Here is a 17,839-nt window from a genome sequence, read left to right on the forward strand (position 1 = left end):
GGCACTGGTGCGGGGTGACGGAGGGCGGGCGAGTACCAGGCGGTACTCGGGTGCGTGACTATTCGGCAGATCAGTACTTGTTGTCAAGTGTCATGACGAACCGGGCGCTCGTGGAAACGGCGCCCGCACAGGTCAGGGCGGGTATGGGCATGGTCGTGGGGATTCGCCCTCTTCTACCGCTTGCCCGGCCTCGATCCGGGTAAACGCCGTTGTCCACAGCCTGTGGACAACGGCTCGCTCCGCCCGCCCTTGTCTGTTCCCTCCGGAGCCCTTCTCCGGGCTCTTCCCGGCCCTCGCCCGCGCCCTATCCGGCCAGGAGTTTGTTCACGGCCTCCGGGGAGAGGATCTCCTCGCTGACCATGGCCGCGCAGCCACGCACCCCGGCGTCGTCCCACAGGGTGCTCGCCACGATCCGCAGCTGCCGGGTGGCCAGGGCGGTGCACTGTTGGAAGACCACCTCGCGCACGCCCGCCACCAGGTGGTCGTAGGCCTCGGACAGGTCGCCGCCGAGCACGATCAGCTCCGGGTTGAGCAGGTTGACCGCGCCCGCGAGCGCCTCGCCCAGCCGCCGGCCGGCCTCCCGCACCAGGGTGACCGCCACCGGGTCGCCCTCCGCGGCCAGCGCCACCAGCTCCTTGATCCCGGCGGCCTCCCTCCCCTGTTCGGCCGCGCGGACCAGCAGGCGGCGCCCACCCGCCACCGCCTCCAGGCAGTCGGTGTTGCCGCAGCGGCACGGCAGGCCGCCGCCGTCGCGCACGGGGATGTGGCCGATCTCTCCGGCCGCCCCCAGGGCGCCGCGCAGCAGGTTGCCGCCGGAGACGAGGCCGGCGCCGATTCCGGTGGAGGCCTTCACGAACACCATGTCGTCGGTGTGGCCGTGCCCGCCCGCGATGTGCTCGCCCAGCGCCATCACGTTCACGTCGTTGTCCACGGTCACCGGGACGGGGAAGCGCTCGGCGACCAGCGGGCCCAGAGCCACGCCCGCCCACTTGCCGAGGAAGGGGCGGTCCTCCGCCCGTCCGGCGTGGAACTCCACCGTGCCGGGCAGGCCGATGCCGACGCCGCGGACGTCCTCGGGGGAGCGGCCCAGCTCGCGGACCTGCTCGGACCAGGTGTCCAGGAGCCAGGGCACAGTGGCGTCGGGGCCCTGTTCCATCTGGGGTGAGCCGGGGGTGCGCAGGAGCACCCGCCCGTCGAGGTCGCACACGGCGGCCTGGCTGCGGGCCATACCCAGGGCGGCGGTGAGGATCAGTCCGCTGGCGGCGTTGAACTCCAGGAGCGTGGGCGGTCGGCCGCCGCTGGAGGCGGCGCGGGTCCCCTCGGTCACCAGACCGCCCTCGATCAGTTCGGTGATCCGCAGCGCCACGGACGGGCGGGACAGCCCGGTCGCCCGGGCGATCTCGGAGCGGCTGGTGGCGCTGCCGGTGCGGATCATCTCCAGGATGTGGCCGCTGGTGGCGGTGGAGGACAAGCGTCCGGGGGTTCTGGCCATGCCTCATTGAACCATTCACTCGGCGGGGCGCCTGGAAGGCCGTTCACTTATGTAAATTAATGTTCTGAAGTGTGCTGGTCTTTTTACCATAGTGGGATTAGGGTCGAAACCAGGCCGTAAGACCCCCGGGCAAGGGCCCCGCGTCCCCTCCGCCCGGCACCCCCGCCTCTCCTCTCCCTTCCGTACTCCCTCCCGCAGGAGCCAACCGAATGCCGCAGCAGCCCGCGCCCCGCCCCACCGACCTGGTGGTCTTCGGCGGAACCGGTGACCTGTCCATGCGTAAACTGCTCCCCTCCCTCTACCTCCTGGACCGCGACGGTCATCTGAGCGGGGAGACCCGGGTCGTCGCGGTCTCCCGGGACGGTCTCACCGACGCCGACCTGCGCGACAAGGCCGCCTCCGCCGTCCGCGGCCACAGCGCCGTCCAGGTCGTCGAGCCCGACGTGCTGCGCCGCTTCCTCGGGCGCCTCTCCCACGTGACCGTCGACGTCGGCGGGGACCCCTCCGGCTGGGCCGACCTGGCCGCCGCGCTCACACCCGGCCGCGACCGCGTCTTCTACCTCGCCGTGCCGCCGATGATCTCCGGCGCCATCTGCCGGGGGCTCCAGGACGCGGGGCTGGTCACCCCCGAGTCCCGCGTGGTGATGGAGAAGCCCCTGGGCCGCGACCTCGCCTCCGCCCAGGCCGTGAACGACGAGGTCGGAGCGGTCTTCGCGGAGTCCCGCACCTACCGGATCGACCACTACCTGGGGAAGGAGACCGTGCAGAACCTGCTCGTGCTGCGGTTCGCCAACGTCTTCCTCGAACCCCTGTGGAACTCCCGGTGGATCGACCACGTGCAGATCACCGCGGCCGAAACGGTCGGCGTGGGCGGTCGGCGCGGCTACTACGACTCCTCCGGCGCCATGCGCGACATGGTGCAGAACCACCTGCTCCAGCTGCTCTGCCTCACCGCCATGGAGCCCCCGGCCAGCTACGACCGCGACGCCGTCCGGGACGAGAAGCTCAAGGTCCTGCAGTCCCTGAGACCCATCCCCGCGGCCAAGATCGCCGAGCACACCGTCCGCGGCCAGTACACCAACGGCACGGTTCAGGGCGAGGACGTCCTCGGCTACCTGGACGAGGCGGGCGGCCCGGCGGTCAGCGACACCGAGACCTTCGTGGCCCTGCGCGCCGAGGTCGCCAACTGGCGGTGGGCGGGGGTCCCCTTCTACCTGCGTACCGGCAAGCGCATGGAGCGCGCCCGCTCCGAGATCGTCATCCGCTTCCGCGACGTCCCGCACACGATCTTCCCCGGAGCCGCCACCGCGTCCGGCGCGGGCAGCCTCGTCATCCGCCTCCAGCCGGACGAGGGCATACACCTCACCATGCTGACCAAGACGCCCGGCGCCGGTGCGCTGCGGCTGCGGCCGGTACCGCTGGAACTCAGTTTCGCCGACACCTTCGCCACCCGCTCTCCCGAGGCCTACGAGCGGCTCCTGATGGACGTGTTGGCCGGGGACTCCACCCTCTTCATGCGCCGCGACGAGGTCGAGGCCGCGTGGCGCTGGGTGGACCCGATCATCGAGGCCTGGCAGGGCCTCGGCACCGCACCCGAGACCTACCCCGCCGGAAGCTCCGGTCCCGCAGGAGCACAGCGGCTCATCGGCCGCACCGGCAACACGTGGCACGAAGAGGAGCAGGCATGACCGCGCACACCCCCAGCACCTCCGACAACGGCACCCCGGGACCTCGGACGAGCGTCCACCCGGTGATCGCCGAGGTCACCCGGCAGCTGACCGAGCGCAGCGCCGACACCCGCGCCGCCTACCTGGCCCGCATCCGCGAGGCCGTCGGCCAGGGCCCGGCCCGCACCTCCCTGGGCTGCGCCAACCTCGCGCACGGCTTCGCCGCCTGCGGGGTCGGCGACAAGCTCTCCCTGGCCGGGGACGTCACCCCCAACCTGGCGATCGTCTCCGCCTACAACGACATGCTCTCCGCGCACCAGCCGCTGGAGACCTACCCGGCCGTCATCAAGAAGGCGGTCGCCGAGGCGGGCGGCGTCGCCCAGTTCGCCGGCGGCGTGCCCGCCATGTGCGACGGCATCACCCAGGGCCGCGCGGGCATGGAGCTGTCCCTGTTCAGCCGCGACGTGATCGCGATGGCCGCCGCCGTGGCCCTGTCCCACGACATGTTCGACGGCGCCCTCATGCTCGGCGTGTGCGACAAGATCGTGCCCGGCCTGCTCATCGGCGCCCTGTCCTTCGGGCACCTGCCGACGGCGTTCGTGCCCGCCGGTCCGATGCACTCCGGCCTGCCCAACAAGGAGAAGGCCCGGGTCCGCCAGCAGTTCGCCGAGGGCAAGGTCGACCGCCGCGAGCTGCTCCAGGCCGAGTCCGCCGCCTACCACTCGCCGGGCACCTGCACCTTCTACGGCACCGCCAACTCCAACCAGATGCTCATGGAGGTCATGGGCCTGCACCTGCCCGGGGCCAGCTTCGAACAGCCCGGCACCCCGCTGCGCGAGGCCCTCACCGCGGAGGCCGGGCGCCGCGTGCTCGGGCTGACCGCCCTGACCGAGCACCACACCCCGGTCGGCGAGCAGATCGACGAGAAGGCGATCGTGAACGCCGTGGTCGCCCTGCTGGCCACCGGCGGATCCAGCAACCACACACTGCACCTGGTCGCCATCGCCCGCGCCGCCGGGATCCAGCTCACCTGGGACGATTTCGCCGCGCTGTCCGAGGCCGTGCCGCTGCTCACCCGCATGTACCCCAACGGTGCCGCCGACGTGAACCGCTTCCACGAGGTGGGCGGCATGGCCTTCCTCATCGGCACCCTGCTGGACGCCGGTCTGCTGCACGAGGACGTCCGGACGGTCGCCGGCCCCGGGCTGGACCGCTACCGCCAGGTGCCCCAGCTGACCGAGGACGGCGAGCTGATCTGGGTGGACGGCCCCGCCGAGAGCGCGGACAAGACGGTGCTGCGTCCGGCCGGTGACCCCTTCGCCCCCGACGGCGGGCTGCGCATGCTGGAGGGCAACCTCGGCCGCGCCGTGATCAAGGTGTCCGCGGTGGCGCCCGAGCGGCACGTGGTGGAGGCCCCCGCGAAGGTCTTCGCCGACCAGGCCGAGCTCCAGACGGCCTTCGCCGCCGGTGAGCTGACCGGGGACTTCGTCGCGGTGGTCCGCTTCCAGGGGCCGCGCGCCAACGGCATGCCCGAGCTGCACAAGCTCACCCCGCCGCTTGCCGTGCTCCAGGACCGGGGCCAGAAGGTCGCGCTGGTCACCGACGGCCGCATGTCCGGCGCCTCCGGCAAGGTGCCCGCCGCCATCCACGTCTCACCGGAGGCCGAAGCGGGCGGCCCGCTGGCCCGGGTGCGCGACGGCGACGTCATCCGGTTGGACGCGGCCCGGGGCACACTGGAGGTCCTGGCCGACCTGGGCGACCGCGAGGACGCCCGGCCCACGGTGGACTCCTCCGCCGGGACCGGCCGGGAGCTCTTCGCCGCCCTGCGCGGGGCGGTCGGCCCGGCCGAGAGCGGCGCCGGGGTCTTCGGCCACTGAGCCGCGCGATCCTGGCCGGGCCGTTGCGAGCCGAGCCGTCGCACTCTTTCCTTCCCGCCGAGCCTTTCCCATTGAGCCTTTGGAGACAGCCATGACGACGACCCCCCGCTCCGGTGCGGACGTCCTCGACCTCGCCCCGGTCATGCCCGTGGTGGTGGTCGAGGACGTCGAGCACGCCGTGCCGCTGGCCCGCGCCCTGGTCGCGGGCGGCCTGCCCGGTATCGAGGTGACCCTGCGGACCCCGGCGGCGCTGTCCGCGATCGAGCGGATCGCCCAGGAGGTGCCCGAGGCCGTGGTGGGCGCGGGAACCGTGGTCAACGGCGAGCAGGCCGGGGCCGCCGCAAAGGCGGGGGCGCGCTTCCTGGTCAGTCCCGGTTGCACCCCGGAGCTGGCCCGGGCGATGGCCGACACCGGGCTGCCCGCCCTGCCGGGGGTGGCTACGGTGTCCGAGGCGATGGCGCTGCTGGAGCTGGGGCTGACAGAGCTCAAGTTCTTCCCGGCGGAGGCGTCGGGCGGGGCGAAGTTCCTCAAGTCCCTCACCGGTCCGCTGCCGCAGCTGAAGTTCTGCCCGACCGGCGGGATCACCGCCGAGAGCGCCCCGGACTACCTCGCGCTGCCGAACGTGGGCTGCGTGGGCGGCAGCTGGTTGACCCCGGCCGCGTTGGTCGGTGAGGGCCGCTGGGACCAGGTCACCGGGCTCGCCCGGGAGGCGGCGGCGCTGGCCCGCTGACCGGTTCCCCCGTCCGGATCATCCAGGGGAGGCCTTGAAAGCCCCCGGAGTGATATGCGTAATTCTGCATAGCCATTCCGGGGGTCTTTTCATGCGGATCCACCCGTGGGACTCGGGGAGTGTGCGGCGGAGCGGGCGTCGACCAGCACCTGAACACCGTCCAGGACCCGTTCCAGGCCGAAGGAGAACTCGTGGTCCGGGTCGTAGACCGCCTGGTGCGCGGCGCCGACGGCGGAGCCCACCCGGGAGGCGACCGGGTACTGGGAGTCGTCGATCAGGGCGGCCAGCAGCGGGTCGTAGGTCCGCCACCACTGCTCGTCGTCCATGCCCGACTCCCGGGCGATCTGCTCCGCGCCCAGGGTCTGCCGGGCGGTGCTCTCCACGTAACCGTTGACCAGGTTGACCGTGGAGTCCATCTCGACCTCGCTCAGGCCGAGCCCGTCCACGGCGGAGAGCTCGTGGTCGTACTTGGCGATGAGGTTCGGGCCGAGCAGACGGGTGGTGATGGTCTGGAGGATCCACGGGTGGCGGATGTAGAGGTCGCGGTTGGCGTTGGCGATCCGGCGCAGCCGCTCCCGCCAGCCGCCGGAACGGTCGCTGGAGTCCAGGTCGGCGTAGGCGGCGTCGACCATCAGATCGATGAGCTCGCCCTTGCCCGGCACGTAGGTGTACAGCGACATCGTGCCCACCCCCAGGGCCTCGGCGACCCGGCGCATGGACAGTGCGGCGAGCCCTTCGGCGTCGGCGATCTCCGTGGCGGCCAGCACGATCCGGTCGACGCTCAGTCCGGGTCTGCCCCGGCGGCGGCTCGCGGGCTCCTGGGTGCGCCACAGCAGGGCCAGGCTGCGCGCGGGATCGCCACTCTTGCTGTGCTGCGGGGGCATCGGTCCGTCCTGGTGGTGGGTCCGTAGGGCGTACGGGTCAGTGTACGCCCGCACGGACCCGCCACCGGGGTGCGTCGGCGGGGGCAGCGCCGAGTCCAAACGGGCCGAGCGTCAGGGGAAGGGTCAGCCGCTGAGGTTGCGGTACCGGTGCACGCACAGCGGAGCGAACACCGCGACCAGCAGCAGCGGCCAGACCACCGCCATCAGGAGGGCGTTCTGGGTGATCCAGGAGTCCCCGACCGCCGCCGGGTTGCCGAACAGCTCGCGCGCGGCCGCCACGGTGGAGGACATCGGGTTCCAGTCCGCGACCGTACCCAGCCACAGCGGCATGGTCGCGGTGGCCACGAAGGCGTTGGACAGGAAGCCGATCGGGAACTCCAGGGTCTGGATGACGGCGATACCGCCCTGGCCGCGCAGCACCAGGCCCACGTAGATGCCGATCCACACCAGGGCGAACCGCAGCAGGAGCAGCAGCCCGAACCCGGCCAGGGCCGCGCCCGCGCTCCCGTGCCACTGCCAGCCGACCAGCATCCCGAAACCGATCAGGATGACCAGGGTGACCGTGGACCGGAGCATGTCCGCCAGGCATCGTCCCACCACCACGGCGGAGGAGGCCATCGGCATCGACCGGAACCGGTCGGTGACCCCGCGGGTGGAGTCGGTGGTCACGGCGGTGACGGTCTCGCCGAGGCCGAACACCATGACCATCGCGAACATGCCGGGCATGAGGTACTCGGTGTAGTTCCCGCCGCCGGGCACCGACATGGCGCCGCCGAGCAGGTAGACGAACATCAGCACCATGAGGACCGGGAAGAGCAGCCCGAAGAGCAGCTCCCAGGGCTGGCGCAGCCAGTGCAGGACGTCGCGCCGGGCCACGGTCCAGCCGTCGGCGCCCGCCCAGCCCAGCCGGGCCAGGGGACCGGACGGCTGGGCCGGGGGCAGGGTCGGGAGGGCGGGCGGTGCGGGGTTCGGGGCTGTACCGTTCATCGCTGGACCTCCGTGGTGTGGGAGCTGGGCTGGTTCGCGCCGGTCTGATTGGCACCGGGGGCGCTGCTGGTGTCGGCGGCGGTGCCGGAACCGGTCAGGTGCAGGAAGACCTCGTCGAGGCTGGGGCTGCGCAGGACCACGTCCGCCACGGCCACGCCGCTCTCGTCCAGGGCACGCACGGCCCGGGTCAGGGAGGCCGCGCGGTCGTCCACCTCGGCGCTGAGCCGCCGCTCCTCCGGGGCGGTACGCACGGTGTGCCCGGTGGCCCGCTCCACCAGGGCCGCGGCTTCGGCCAGGACGTGCTCGTCGTGCACGACCACGTCGATCCGGTCGCCGCCGATCCTCGACTTCAGCTCGGCGGGCGTGCCCTCGGCGATCACGTGCCCGGTGTCGATCACCGAGATCCGGTCGGCCAACTGGTCGGCCTCCTCCAGGTACTGGGTGGTGAGCAGGACGGTCGTACCGCCGCCGATCAGGTCGCGCACGGCGGACCAGACCTCGTCGCGCCCGCGCGGGTCGAGGCCGACGGTGGGTTCGTCGAGGAACATCACGGGCGGGCTGAGGATCATCCCGGCGGCCAGGTCGAGCCTGCGCCGCATCCCGCCCGAGTAGGTGCTGACCGGGCGTTTCCCGGTGTCGGACAGGCCGAAGCGCTCCAGCAGCTCGTCGGCCCGCCGGGCGGCCGCCCGGCCGCCCAGGTGGTAGAGGCGGCCGAAGAGCTCCAGGTTCTGGCGGCCGCTGAGGATCTCGTCGACGGCGGCGTTCTGGCCGACCAGTCCGATCCGGTAGCGCACCTGGGCGCCCTGGGTCGCCACGTCGTGCCCGGCGACCTCGGCGGTTCCCTCGTGCGGGCGGAGCAGGGTGGTGAGCACGCGGACCGCCGTGGACTTCCCGGCGCCGTTGGGCCCCAGCAGTCCGTGGACGGTGCCCCGTCCGACCGCCAGATCGAACCCGCGCAGGGCCCACTTGTCCTTGAACCTCCGTCCGAGTCCGCGCGCGCTGACGGCGGTGGGTGTGGATTCCATGGGATCCCTTCCGTTCGTACTTCGTACAGTACGGTGTACGGAAAAGAGAACGCGCGACCCCGGCCAGATAATTCCTTATGGCCTAAAGTTTTCTGATGTTTCCTGTCTGCGCAGGTCAGGATGGGTAATACGAAGGGCGCCCGCCCGGAAAGTTCCCGGACGGGCGCCCCTTGGGCCCCCGACTGCGCTCAGGCGCCTCACCAACCGACGGTCAGGCCCTCGTGTCTGCCCTCGTCGAGCCCCCAGGCGCAGTTCCGGCCGCGTTCGAGCACACGGACCACCCCGCCGACGCTCGCTTTCGCTACCACCTCGTGCCCCCGGGACCCGAGCCCGGCCACAGTCCCGGCGTCCATGGTGTCGTCGACCCTGAGCTGCGGTTCCATCGCGGCCTCGACCTTGTCGCACCCGGGGTAGTAGGTCCACCTCGGTCGGGAGAGCGCCTGGAGCGGGCTGACGGAGTCCTCGATCAGACCGAGCAGGACCTGGGCGTTCCACTGGGTCTGCCCGTCACCCCCGGGTGTGCCGCCCAGCCAGCGCAGGCCTTCGGGGCCGGAGGAGCTCCACGGGAAGATCGTGTTGACCGGTCTCTTGCCCGGGGCGCAGACGTTGGGGTGTACGGGGTCGATGGTGGCGCTGCGCCCCAGCCGGTTCCCGAGGAACAGGCCCAGTTCCGGGACGCCGATACCCGACCCGAACCCCAGGCCGAGGCTCTGCACCCAGCTGACACCGTTGCCCTCGCGGTCCAGGACGGCGAAGTGGGAGGTGTCCCCCTCGGTGTAGTGGCCCAGACAGCTCGACGGACTCCGCTTGTCCGGGTCCACACCCGAAGCGAGCGAGGCGAGCAGCGCCGGGTCGAGCGGGTCGGTGAAGTCGACGAACTCCGGGTCCCCGAACTCCCTGAGCCGCCACCCGTACGTCTGGTCGATGATCTCGGCGAGCAGGTGGATCATGTCGGGGCGATCCGAGCTCTGGCCGCGGGACAGGGATCTGTACAGGGCCAGGTTCTGCAGGAGCAGGGGGCCCTGGGTCGGGGCCGGGGTGGTCGCCACGCTGTACTGGCCCAGCCGCACGGTCGCGGCGGGCTCCACCCGCGCGTGGTCGACGAGGAGGTCCGCGCGTGCGATCAGCCCGCCGAGCTCGTCACTGACCGGGGTGATGGCGTCCGCCAGTTCGGCCCGCAGCGTCTCGGGGGTCCGGTGCGCGGAGGCGACCATCGAGTACAGGGCGGCCAGCCCGGGCTGGCACAGCACGGAGCCGACCGCGTCCGGGGACCCGTGCGGCTCGTACAGATCACGGAACCCGGGCTGTTCGAGGGCGGCGAGGTTGTCCCGGGTCCACCGGGCCACCTGGGCCGTGACCGGAACCCCGGACACGGCGAGGTCGATCGCGGGTTCGAGCAGCCGCTCGAAGGGGAGGGTGCCGTACTCGCGGTGCAGCCGGTACCACCCGTCGATGAGCGCGGGTGTGGACAGGGAGAGGGCGCCGGTCGCGGGCACGGTCGTCAGGCCGCGGCTCCGGTACGCCTCGGGCGAGGCCCCTCTCGGTGCCCGGCCCAGAGCGGTGAGACTGACCGGCTCGTCCTGTCCGGCCCGGTGCAGGACGGCGACCCCGTCCCCGCCGGGCCCGCAGGCCATGGGCAGTGCCACCGTCAGTACCGCTGACGCGGTGATCGCCGCGTCGAAGGCGGTGCCGCCCTCCCGGAGGACGTCCAGGGCCGCGAGTGTCGCCGGCGGGCTGCCGGTCGACACCATGCCGTTGCGGCCCCACCGCTGGCGGTCGCGGAGGATGTCCCTCACTGTGTTCCCACCGCCGCACACTCCGTTCCGTTGGCCCGCTCGTTGGTCCGTTCGCCGATACGGTTCATGCCGGGTCCCGCTTGACCGGGGCGAGGCCGATGAGCTCCCTGGCCTCGACCGGGTCGGCTGGCTCCCGCCCCAGCTCCGCGGCGATCCGGACGACGCGCTCGACCAGACGGGCGTTGGTCGCCGGAGTGCGCTCGGACCAGTCGTAGTAGGGGTTGTCCTCTAGGCCGACCCGCACGTGGCCGCCCAGGGCGAGGGCGGCGGTGTTGGCGGCCTGCTGAAAGCGCCCGATGCCCGCGAACGCCCAGGTGGCTCCGGCGGGCAGCGCGGCGAGCACGGCGGCGGCGTTGGCCGCGCTCAGGCTCGCCGTCCCCTTGGACCCGAACAGGACGTTGCAGTAGTAGGGCGGCTTGAGCACGCCCCGGTCCGCCAGATGGCGGGCGTAGTCGGCCATACCGGCGTCGAAGATCTCGAGTTCGGGGACGATCCCCCGCTCGTTCATGGCCGAGGCCAGCCCGACGATGGTTTCGGGGCTGTTCACGGAAGGGCCGGTGGGGAAATTCATCGACCCGAGTGTCAGGGAGGCCATCTCGGGTTTCACCTGGCCGTCCAGGTCCAGCACGGCGCTTCGCTTCTCCAGCTCCGACCAGTTCCGTCCGCTCGTGGTCACCACCAGAACGATGTCGGGGACCTCGGCGACGACCGCTTCGCAGATCTCCCGGAAGCGTTCCGGCCGCCAGGTGGCCTCCTCGTCGTCGTCCCGCGCGTGCAGGTGGGCCATGGAGGCCCCGGCGTCGTGGCAGCGGCGGACGTCGGCCGCGATCTCCTCCGGAGTGATGGGGACGTGCGGGACCCTGGCCTTGCGGGGCACCATGCCGGTGGGGCACAGGTTCACGATGAACTTGTCGGGTGGCGACACGAAAAAATTCCTCACATGACCTGCGGAAATGACCTGCGAAAAAGGGTTCGCCAAGCGGCGGAAAATAATGCCGCCGCGCCTGTGAACTGCGATTTTGGAAAAGTCGATATCCGGAGTTCGGCGCGATATGGCCTTTGGGAGGCTAGCGGACGTGGTTGCACCGGTCCAGGTCGTGTGACTCACATCACAGTCACTTGTTTGGCTTGGGCGGGGAAAGTAATGTTTCGGCTGCGGTCGCCCCGAATTCCTTTGTCTGCCCGCGTGTACTGGGGAATCTCGAAATCTGAGATCTGACTCGGGGTGCGCAATGTGAATGAATGTGCGCCCCGCGCATGCGGGTGGGGTGATGGCAAGTCCGATTTTCCAGCTGGAAGGGGTCTTCCTATGTGCGTTTCCACCGTTGTCAAGTGTGTGTCCACCGTCTGATTCGGTGAGAAGCCCGCTCCCCGCGCGGCGACGTGCCGGGGAGCGGCGCTCCGCCCGTTCGCGCTTCCCCGAGGACCCACCGCCGTGAGCCGCAGCACCCCCCAGATCACCGTCGACCTGCCCGTGGTCGAGCGCAACATCCGACGCTTCCACGACCTGGTCCACCGTGCCGGAAAAACGGTCCGTTCCCACGTCAAAGCGCATCGCAGCTGGGAAATCGCGGACTCTCAGCTGCGGGCTGGAGCTGTGGGGATCGTGTCCCAGAGCACCCCCGAGGCCATGCGTTACCTGCTGCGGGGGGTCGGGGACATCGTCCTCGCGCGCCCTCGGACCGAGGCCTGGCGGCTGCCGAGGATCGCGCGGTTCGCGGCGTACGCCGCGGCCGTCAGTGGTGGACGGGTACCCGTTTCCGTGCACGTGGCCGACCGGGCCACCGTTTCCCTCCTCGCCGCGGAGTGCGCGGCGCTGGGAACGGAGATCGGCGTCCGGGTCGATGTCGCTTTTACCGCTGACCGGGGCGTTCCCATTGACATGGCCCCTGGCCTGGCAGAACATATTCACCGCACGCCCGGTGTGCGGCTCGACGGCGTCTGCGGATACTGGGGGCCCTCGACAAAAGATGATCTTGATCGGATCGAGAAAACCAGTTTCGAAGTTTCCGGTTCTCTCGTCGAGATCGCCGAACATGTGCGATCATCTGGTATTCCCTGTCCGGTGGTGTCGGTGAGCGGAAGCGTGAACACCGCCGCCGCCCTCGCCACCGCGGGTGTCACCGAGATATGTTCGGGAGCTTATGCGCTTTATGATGCGGGAACAGCTGCCATCGGTCTGTGCGACCTCTCGGACGTGGCGCTCAGGGTACGTACCCGTGTGGTCGGGACCGGCGGCGGCCGGGTGCGTACCGACGCCGACGGACTCCTCACGGGCGCCTGCCATGACTGGGACCCCGACCTCACCGCGACACGCGTCGACGGAACGCCCCTCCGTGCCTCGGACGTACGGGTCGGGGAGCTGGTGGAGCTGCTGCCCGCGCACACCTGCCCCCTCATGCCCGGCGTGACCTCCGTGGTCGGGGTGGCGAAGGGCCGTGAGCAACGGGTGTGGTCACCGGTCATCGCCCCCGAACTGTGCGAAGAGGACTTCCCCGCACCCGTGGAACAGACCGAGGAGGACGCATGGCGCAGGACCTCGCCGTAGAGGCCAAAGGTCTCAGGCGTGTCTACGAACGCCGGGGCGGATCACCCGCGGTCGCGCTGGACGGGGTGGACCTCCAGGTGCGCCGGGGAGAGGTGCGCGGGCTGCTCGGACCCAACGGGGCGGGCAAGACCACCCTGTGCAAGATCCTCTCCACCGTCCTGCTGCCCTCAGGGGGAACGGCGTCGATCAACGGCCACGACGTGGTGCGGGAGACCGCCGAGGTACGGCGCACCATCGGCATCGCCTTCGGCGGTGAACGCGGTCTCTACACGAGGCTGACCGCACGCCAGAACCTCATGTACTGGTCGGCGCTGTACCGGCAGCGCACCCGGCAGGCCCGGGCCAGGGTGGAGTACCTCCTGGACCGGATCGGCTTGGCGGAGAAGGCCGACGAACGGGTGGAGACCTTCTCACGGGGGATGAAGCAGCGCCTCCACCTCGCCCGCGCCCTGATCGGGAACCCCGAGGTCCTGCTCCTGGACGAGCCGACCATCGGCATGGACCCGGTGGCCGCCAGGGACTTTCGCGCCCTGGTCGCCGAACTCCAGGGCGAGGGGCGGACGGTACTGGTCACCACACACGACATGGCGGAGGCGGAGGCGGTGTGCGACCGGGTCACCCTCATCGACGGCGGCCGGCTGCTGGGCACCGAGGAACCCCGGACCATCGGCGGGTGGCTCTCCGCGCACGAGCGGGTGACCGCCACAGCCGTCCCGTCGCGCGTGGTGGCGGAACTGCGTGCCCTCCCCGGGGTGGCACAGGTGCTCTCGGAGGGGGACCGGACCATCGTGGAGACCAGCGCCGAAGGCACCGGGGGACAGGTGCTCCGGCACCTGATCGACGCCGGTGTCACCGAGGTGTCCACCGGACGCCCCACCCTGGAGGACGTCTACCTCCACGTCATCGGTGACCGGGGGCTGAAACTCCGGTGATGGTCGTCCTCGCCGCTTCCGTCCGGCAACAGCTCCTGATGTTCCGCCGGAACCCGGAACAGCTGATGGCCCTGGTGAACGCGCCGCTGCTCACGCTGGCCTTCCTCGCCATCATGCGCCATGCCGAACGCCCGGACCTGGAGGCGTACGCGATCCTCGGACCGGCGGTGATCACCGTCTGGTCCATGGCGCTGCTGGTCTCGGGAGAGCTGATCGACGGGGAGCGCGCCAACGGCACCCTCGACGCCATGATCGCCGCCCCGGCGCCCATCGGGCTGACCGTTCTGGGCCGGGGCGCGACGGTCACCGCGGTGAGCATGCTGTCACTGCTGGAGTCCGTCCTGGTCGCCCGGGTCGCGTTCGGGGTGGGCATCGGGATCGAACACCCGCTGTTGTTCGCCGTGACCCTGCTGGCCATGGCCCTGGCGATGGCCGGAACCGCGGTCGTGATGGCGGCGGTGTTCGTCCTGCACCGCTCCGCCCGCATCTTCCAGAACTCCCTGTCCTATCCCTTCTACCTTTTGGGCGGAGCGGTCATCCCGCCCGAGTTCCTGCCGCACTGGCTGCAACCGGTGACCAAGGTGATCTTCCTGTCCTGGGCGACCGACCTGCTCCGTGACTGCCTCCGACCCGAAGCGGTGGAGAACGTCGCTCTGAGACTGGGGATGGTGCTCCTGCTCGGCGCCGTGGGGTTCGCGGCCGGGATCCTGTTGCTGAACAGCGTGCTGCGCCGGGTGCGCCGCACGGGTGAGGTGAGCCTCGCATGAACGCTATCCGGGACTCCGCGCGCATCCTGCGCTGGTCGGCGACCAGCGCCCTGGCCGATCTGCGGGCGTTCTACACGTGGAAGACCTGGCTCTTCGGCTGGCTGATCCGCATCCTGTGCCAGGTGGCGTTCTTCGCGCTGATCGGGGCCATGCTGGACTCCCCGGACCGCACCGCCTACCTGCTGGTCGGGAACGCGGTGTTCGTGGGGGTCACCGCCACGATGTTCGTGTGCGCCTCCAGCAGCTGGGAGCGGATGGCGGGCACCCTCCCCCTCCTGATCGCCTCCCCCGCGCCGCCCTTCCTCGTCTTCGCCGGACGCAGCGTGCAGTGGCTGGCGGACGGTCTGGCCTGCGCGGTGATCTCGTTGTTCCTGCTCGCCCCGGTCTTCGGCGTTCACCTGCCGATGCCGGCCGCGCTGCTGGTGGTCCCGCTGATCGCCCTGACCTATGTCTCGGTCTACTCCTTCGGCCTGGTGCTGGCGGGCCTGGCGTTGCGCGTGATGCACGTGCGTAACCTGATCGGCAACGTCGGCGGGTTGATCCTGATGGTGGTCTGCGGGGTCCAGGTGCCGGTGTCCTTCTGGCCCCCCGCGGTCGAGTTCGTCGCGCAGGGCCTGCCCCTGACACACGGGTTGAGCGCCGTCCGCGAGCTCCTGTCGGGGGCCTCCGGCGCGGTGGTCGCCCGCCTCGCCCTCCTGGAAGCCGCGGTCGGGGCCGTGTGGTTCTGTGTCGCCGCCCTGACCTTCCGCCACCTGGCCGAGTCGGGCCGACGCGATGGCAGCATCGAGTTCGGCGACTAGGGCGTGGCCCGGGACGCCCTACTGAAGGAGGTGCGCTAACGGGTGAACTCCTCGGCGTGTTCGGCGGCCCACCGGGCGAAGGTACGGGCCGGGCGGCCGGTGACGCGTTCGACGGTGTCCTGGACCTGACCGCCGACCTCCGGGGGGTTGGCGGCCAGCTCCATGGCGAAGGCCACGTATTCCTCATCGTGGCCCTGAGCGCGCAGGCGTTGGGCTGTCTCCCCCAGGGTGAGCCGGACCAGGGCGACCTCCTGACCGGTCGCCGCGGAAAGCTGTTCGGCCTGCTCGGCCGGGGTGAGCGCCTCCGGTCCACTGATCAGGTACGACTGTCCGCCGTAGCCGTCCTCGGTGAGGGCGGTGACCGCCACCGCGGCGATGTCGGCCTCGTGCACCAGGGCGCTCGGGCGGTCGTCGGAGACCCGGAAGACCCCCTCGGTGCGGATCTCCTCGGCGTGGTCGCGGACGTTCGCCATGAACTCGACCGGGTTGAGGAAGGTCCACGCGAGGGAGCTCGCGCGCAGGGCTTCCTGGACGCCGCCCTCGTAGAAGTCGGACAACACCGTCACCCGGCGCACGCCCGCGGCCTCGGCCAGTTCGACCAGGCGGGGGCCGGTCTCCAACGGGCCGTAGCCGTCCCCGCCGAAGGTGATCAGGTGTAGGCCGACCGCGCCCTCCAGGTGCGGAACGAGCGACTCGGGGTCGGTGAGGTCGCCGCGGACCGCCTCCGCTCCGGCGGGCACGGAGCCCTGGGCGGTGGCGCGTTCGGGATCACGGGTGAGGGCGCGTACGCGGTGTCCGGCGTCGACCAGCTGGCGGACGATCTCGCTGCCGACGGTGCCGGTGGCCCCGGAGACGAGGAAGCTCATGGCGTAACCTTTTCCGTAGTTCGTACAGTACAACGTACGGTAAGGCTCGGGCATTCGGCGGAGCGCTCAGGTGCGCTTGGCCGGACAGCCCACCAGATGGTCGTCGAACACGCCGGTGGCCTGGAGGTAGGAGTTGATGATCGTGCTGCCCACGAAGTTGAACCCGCGCTTCTTCAGGTCCTTGCTCAACCGGTCCGAGAGGTCGGTGGTCACCGGGACCTCCTCCGAGACGGTCCAGTGGCTGACCACGGGTGTGCCCTCGACCCGCCCCCACAGGTAGGAGTCGAAGCTGCCGAACTCCTCGCGCACCCGCTGGAAGGCCCGGGCGTTGCGCACGACGGAGGCGACCTTGAGACGGTTGCGGACGATGCCGGGATCGGCGAGGAGCCTGTCTGTTTCGGCCTGCCCGTAGGAGGCGATCCGCTCGAAGTCGAAACCGTCCATCGCACGCCGGTAGTTCTCACGTTTGTTCAGCACGGTGGACCAGGACAGACCGGCCTGGGCACCCTCCAACACGAGCATCTCGAACAGGTACCTGTCGTCGTGTGAGGGGCGCCCCCACTCGGTGTCGTGGTACTCCGTCATCAGCTCGGACGTGTTCCGGGCCCAGTCGCAGCGACGGTCGTCGGTGTCGGTCACGGGGTACTCCTCGGCGCGGTGGTTCGGGCGGGCCCCCATCGTCCCGGAGCCCGGTGACAGTCGGCCGCAAGGCCGGTGGGACGCGGCGGGGCAAGGAACACGGCGGGCACGGGAGAAGGGAAACCTGTTGTGGCGGCAGGGGCCCCGGGGATAAGGATGGAAACGTGACAGACACCGATACACCTCCCGGACCACGACGCACCGACGTTTCCGGCCTCGAATCCACCGCCGCTCCCGACCGCGCCGGCGGTCCCCGGGTCCGATTGGTGGAGATGACCGAACCCGTGCTCGCCGTGCTGGCCGAAGGGGACACGGAGACGGCCGGTGCGCTGATCGGTACTGAGCTGGGCGCGCACTTCGCCACCGAGGAGATGCGCTGGCTGAGCCGCTACCGGCTCGGGCAGCTCCGCGCGGTGCCCAGTCGGGCGGGCTGGCTGGCCAACGTGGTCGTGGACGCCGACGACGGCCGGGCGGTGGGCCACGCCGGTTTCCACGGTCCGCCGGACGAGCGCCGGATGGTGGAGATCGGTTACTCGGTGGTCCCGGAACTGCGCCGCCGCGGCTACGCCCGGGCGATCCTGGCCGAGCTGCTTCGCAGGGCCGACGCCTCCCCGGAGGTCGCGACGGTCCGGGCCTCCATCCGACCGGACAACACCGCCTCGCTCGCCACCATCGCCGGGTCCGGCTTCGAGCGGGTGGGCGAGCAGTGGGACGAGATCGACGGCCTGGAACACATCCACGAGCGCCCCTCGCCGAGGCCGGACGCCGACCGGGGAGAAGCCGTCGGCTAGCCTGCCGGACGACGTCGAGACAGAAGAATGTGTATGAG

16 protein-coding genes are annotated in these 17,839 nt (G+C 70.9%); 8 read left to right on the top strand and 8 right to left on the bottom strand.

All coding sequences use genetic code 11. The features are described from left to right. Positions 1-304: 304 nt before the first annotated feature. Complete coding sequence (locus NE857_RS01610) at positions 305-1,492, bottom strand: ROK family transcriptional regulator (RefSeq protein WP_254419457.1); 1,188 nt, start codon at positions 1,490-1,492, stop codon at positions 305-307. A 209-nt stretch (positions 1,493-1,701) separates the two neighbouring features. Between NE857_RS01610 and zwf the strand changes: the two genes are divergently transcribed. From zwf to eda, 3 genes are all read left to right on the top strand, one after another. Continuing rightward, entirely contained in the window at positions 1,702-3,180 is a 1,479-nt protein-coding gene (zwf, locus tag NE857_RS01615) for a glucose-6-phosphate dehydrogenase (protein WP_254419458.1), read from the top strand. Further along, positions 3,177-5,036: a phosphogluconate dehydratase gene (gene edd, locus NE857_RS01620; RefSeq protein ID WP_254419459.1), complete on the top strand. Its 1,860-nt coding sequence runs from the start codon at positions 3,177-3,179 to the stop codon at positions 5,034-5,036. Before zwf ends, edd begins: the two co-directional genes overlap by 4 nt. Positions 5,037-5,127: 91 nt before the next feature. Then, positions 5,128-5,766, top strand: coding sequence for a bifunctional 4-hydroxy-2-oxoglutarate aldolase/2-dehydro-3-deoxy-phosphogluconate aldolase (gene eda, locus NE857_RS01625; RefSeq protein WP_254419460.1), 639 nt, complete (start codon positions 5,128-5,130; stop codon positions 5,764-5,766). A gap of 89 nt (positions 5,767-5,855) precedes the next feature. On the opposite strand, the gene NE857_RS01630 is transcribed toward eda, so the two are convergent. The 5 genes from NE857_RS01630 to NE857_RS01650 form a co-directional block, all read right to left on the bottom strand. After that, positions 5,856-6,650, bottom strand: coding sequence for a TetR/AcrR family transcriptional regulator (locus NE857_RS01630; protein ID WP_254419461.1), 795 nt, complete (start codon positions 6,648-6,650; stop codon positions 5,856-5,858). 123 nt (positions 6,651-6,773) lie between these two features. Next, positions 6,774-7,637, bottom strand: a complete 864-nt coding sequence (locus NE857_RS01635; RefSeq protein WP_254419462.1) for an ABC transporter permease — start codon at positions 7,635-7,637, stop codon at positions 6,774-6,776. Continuing rightward, positions 7,634-8,662 carry an ATP-binding cassette domain-containing protein gene (locus NE857_RS01640; protein WP_254419463.1) on the bottom strand — a complete coding sequence of 343 codons (1,029 nt, stop codon included), beginning with the start codon at positions 8,660-8,662 and terminating at the stop codon, positions 7,634-7,636. The genes NE857_RS01635 and NE857_RS01640 overlap by 4 nt, the downstream gene beginning before the upstream one ends. A 197-nt stretch (positions 8,663-8,859) precedes the next feature. After that, positions 8,860-10,458 (bottom strand): gamma-glutamyltransferase family protein, encoded by a 1,599-nt coding sequence (locus NE857_RS01645; protein ID WP_254419464.1) that lies wholly within the window; start codon positions 10,456-10,458, stop codon positions 8,860-8,862. 64 nt (positions 10,459-10,522) lie between these two features. After that, the gene (locus tag NE857_RS01650) at positions 10,523-11,383 is read right to left on the bottom strand and encodes a beta-keto acid cleavage family enzyme (protein ID WP_254419465.1); all 861 of its coding nucleotides are present in this window, start codon (positions 11,381-11,383) and stop codon (positions 10,523-10,525) included. 510 nt (positions 11,384-11,893) lie between these two features. Here NE857_RS01650 and NE857_RS01655 point away from each other — a divergent pair. From NE857_RS01655 to NE857_RS01670, 4 genes are read left to right on the top strand one after another with little or no spacing between them, the layout of a single operon-like run. Next, positions 11,894-13,006: an alanine racemase gene (locus NE857_RS01655; protein WP_254419466.1), complete on the top strand. Its 1,113-nt coding sequence runs from the start codon at positions 11,894-11,896 to the stop codon at positions 13,004-13,006. After that, positions 12,985-13,938, top strand: coding sequence for an ABC transporter ATP-binding protein (locus tag NE857_RS01660; protein ID WP_254419467.1), 954 nt, complete (start codon positions 12,985-12,987; stop codon positions 13,936-13,938). Before NE857_RS01655 ends, NE857_RS01660 begins: the two co-directional genes overlap by 22 nt. Next, the gene (locus tag NE857_RS01665; RefSeq protein ID WP_254419468.1) at positions 13,938-14,705 is read left to right on the top strand and encodes an ABC transporter permease; all 768 of its coding nucleotides are present in this window, start codon (positions 13,938-13,940) and stop codon (positions 14,703-14,705) included. Before NE857_RS01660 ends, NE857_RS01665 begins: the two co-directional genes overlap by 1 nt. Further along, positions 14,702-15,505, top strand: coding sequence for an ABC transporter permease (locus NE857_RS01670; protein ID WP_254419469.1), 804 nt, complete (start codon positions 14,702-14,704; stop codon positions 15,503-15,505). The genes NE857_RS01665 and NE857_RS01670 overlap by 4 nt, the downstream gene beginning before the upstream one ends. Positions 15,506-15,540: 35 nt before the next feature. On the opposite strand, the gene NE857_RS01675 is transcribed toward NE857_RS01670, so the two are convergent. Continuing rightward, positions 15,541-16,371 (bottom strand): NAD(P)H-binding protein, encoded by an 831-nt coding sequence (locus NE857_RS01675; protein WP_254419470.1) that lies wholly within the window; start codon positions 16,369-16,371, stop codon positions 15,541-15,543. A 66-nt stretch (positions 16,372-16,437) separates the two neighbouring features. Continuing rightward, a complete protein-coding gene (locus tag NE857_RS01680; RefSeq protein WP_301184292.1) occupies positions 16,438-17,010 on the bottom strand; it encodes a DNA-3-methyladenine glycosylase I in 573 nt (190 codons plus the stop codon). Between the two features lie 164 nt (positions 17,011-17,174). Between NE857_RS01680 and NE857_RS01685 the strand changes: the two genes are divergently transcribed. Beyond that, entirely contained in the window at positions 17,175-17,801 is a 627-nt protein-coding gene (locus NE857_RS01685) for a GNAT family N-acetyltransferase (protein ID WP_254419471.1), read from the top strand. Positions 17,802-17,839: the final 38 nt, after the last annotated feature.

The organism is Nocardiopsis exhalans (assembly GCF_024134545.1).
Taxonomy (GTDB): domain Bacteria; phylum Actinomycetota; class Actinomycetes; order Streptosporangiales; family Streptosporangiaceae; genus Nocardiopsis; species Nocardiopsis exhalans.